The organism is Muricomes intestini, assembly GCF_004346165.1.
Taxonomy (GTDB): Bacteria; Bacillota; Clostridia; order Lachnospirales; family Lachnospiraceae; genus Muricomes; species Muricomes intestini.
Genome location: NZ_SLZZ01000060.1, coordinates 1 through 2,096, shown reverse-complemented (window position 1 = coordinate 2,096; position 2,096 = coordinate 1). Strand labels below are relative to the sequence as shown.

Genomic DNA, 2,096 nt, shown 5'->3' with positions numbered 1-2,096 from the left:
ATCTCGAGTTTTGAAGTAAATATGGCAGAAAGCTTTTAAACATAGGCTTTCTGCCAATTCGCCTATATGTGGTACCAAGGCAAATTTTAAAGAAGTTGAAAATTTTTTTGCTTGAAACAATCAGTATTTCAACATTCGGCGGATTTGAAGACGGTTTCTATATTTGCTGTCTAACTTGAGCCCAAAAGCCTCTTCACAGGATTTCAGGACTTCATCAAAGTAAACAAACTGGTATGTATTCGCATCAATCCGAATACAGGAATACTTTCGGAGTGCCTGCAGCATTTTACCAACAGGATACTTATTTTGAAGTTTTGCCTGGAGAATCCTGATGAGCACAAGTGCTGTAAAGCATGTGGCAAAGTGCCCGTCTATGTGTTCATTCGTTCTCACAAAAACAGGCCTGGAATCGAAATCAGATTTTGATATTTTGAAGGTCTCTTCTATTCGCCCTAATCCGTGGTACGTTTCTCTCATCTCATAGTCCTTCATATTTAATTCGCTTGTAACAATCGAGTAGTAGCCATCGTACTTAGACTCTTCCTCTATCTTAGGGAGATTAAGACTAAGCTCCTTTCCGTCCATAATCTCACCGGTCGTCCTATCAAAAGAAATATTCTGGACATATGCCGCTGAACCGGCGGAAGTTACCCGGTCATATTTCCTTGGATTCCTAATCAGATCCTTGGCACGCTCTACCATAATCTCACGATCACGGCGCTGCTTTTTAGCATATTTCTCGGAGTAATAAGCCATCTGTTTCTGGTCCACTGATACAGTTTTTTTCTTCTTATGTTTCCCATCGGCGGAGGTTACATTGACATTGAGCTTCTTGGGATAAATCCGGGACTTATGTATGAATTTAATTTCGTTGCCTTCATCATCTTTGAGATTATCCGTATGATACCCTCTGCCAAGCACCCATTTTTTGAATTCTTCATCTGCACCGCGGACAGATTGGCCATACACATAGCCATCCCGCTGGTTGTTGTCACATTTATTGTCCCCATTGAGATAGTAAATATTATCTGAGGTATTAAGGCCCCTGTCGGCAACAAAGATAACGCGCATATCAGTAAACTCATCTTTTAGGCGGTTGACGATCGGCCGCATATGGACCTTTTCAGATTCGTTCCCTGGGAAAAGGTCATAGGCCAGGGGAATGCCATTCTTATCCATCAGAAGACCCATCTCTACAATCGGATCGGGACGGTGGTTCTTTTCGGGCCCACGCTTGCGATATTTTGGCGCCGTTTTATTTCCGTTCCTGTCGACCGGGTTGCCGTCATCACCCAGAGTATCAAGGTCAGAATGCCCGATGTCAAAGTAATAATTCGTACAGTCGAAATAGGTAGTGGAAAGATCCCGGCCACAGATTTTTACGGAATGCTCAAAAATCCATTTCTGCATATCTTCCTGATTCTCCTCTATAAAAGACAGGGCATGGTATACATCATCCAAAGCGAAGCCCTCAATCCTTTCAAAATAAATATTTCTGTTCTCATATGTCTGTTTCTTTGATCCTGGAAAGAGAACACGGGAGATAACAAGGAGACGGAAGATGCTATCCGGGTCAAACTGCATGTTCCTCTTTTTTGCCTTGTTTTTCCAAAATATATCCAGTTCTAACTGCTTGTAGATCTCCTTGAGGATACCGTAGCCTACATTTTTAATACAGTCTTCACTTTCTGTCATAACAGAGCTTAAATCAATGGAGATAGAAGCCTGGGAAGCATCTTTTTGTGCTTTGCTACGTTGTTTTGCAATCTCAGTAAAGTGTGCAATCGGATCATCATAAAGTTTTTTTAGTTCATCAAGAGAACCCAGGCTTTTCAGGGAACGCTGACGGATCCGCCCCTTTTCTCCTTTAACTTTGCTTGGTTCGTAGTAGGATTCGTAAAAGTAAAGGCGGGTAACGCCCTTTTTCGTGATGGTTTTAAGAAACATAATGCACCCCTCCAATCCCTTATATTATACCATATATTGGGAAATAACACAATACACCACAGCAAGAAAATAGAATATATTGACATAAAAAACCCAGTAACCACAAGGGATACCGGTTCGTTAATGCTTATTAAACTTCAAAACTCAGG

Annotated in this window: 1 protein-coding gene; it reads right to left on the bottom strand. The window is 41.5% G+C overall.

Going from position 1 to position 2,096, the window contains the following annotated elements; translation table 11 throughout:
- Nucleotides 1-120: 120 nt before the first annotated feature.
- The gene (locus EDD59_RS17580; protein WP_132384264.1) at nt 121-1,947 is read right to left on the bottom strand and encodes an IS1634 family transposase; all 1,827 of its coding nucleotides are present in this window, start codon (nt 1,945-1,947) and stop codon (nt 121-123) included.
- Nucleotides 1,948-2,096 lie beyond the last annotated feature (149 nt).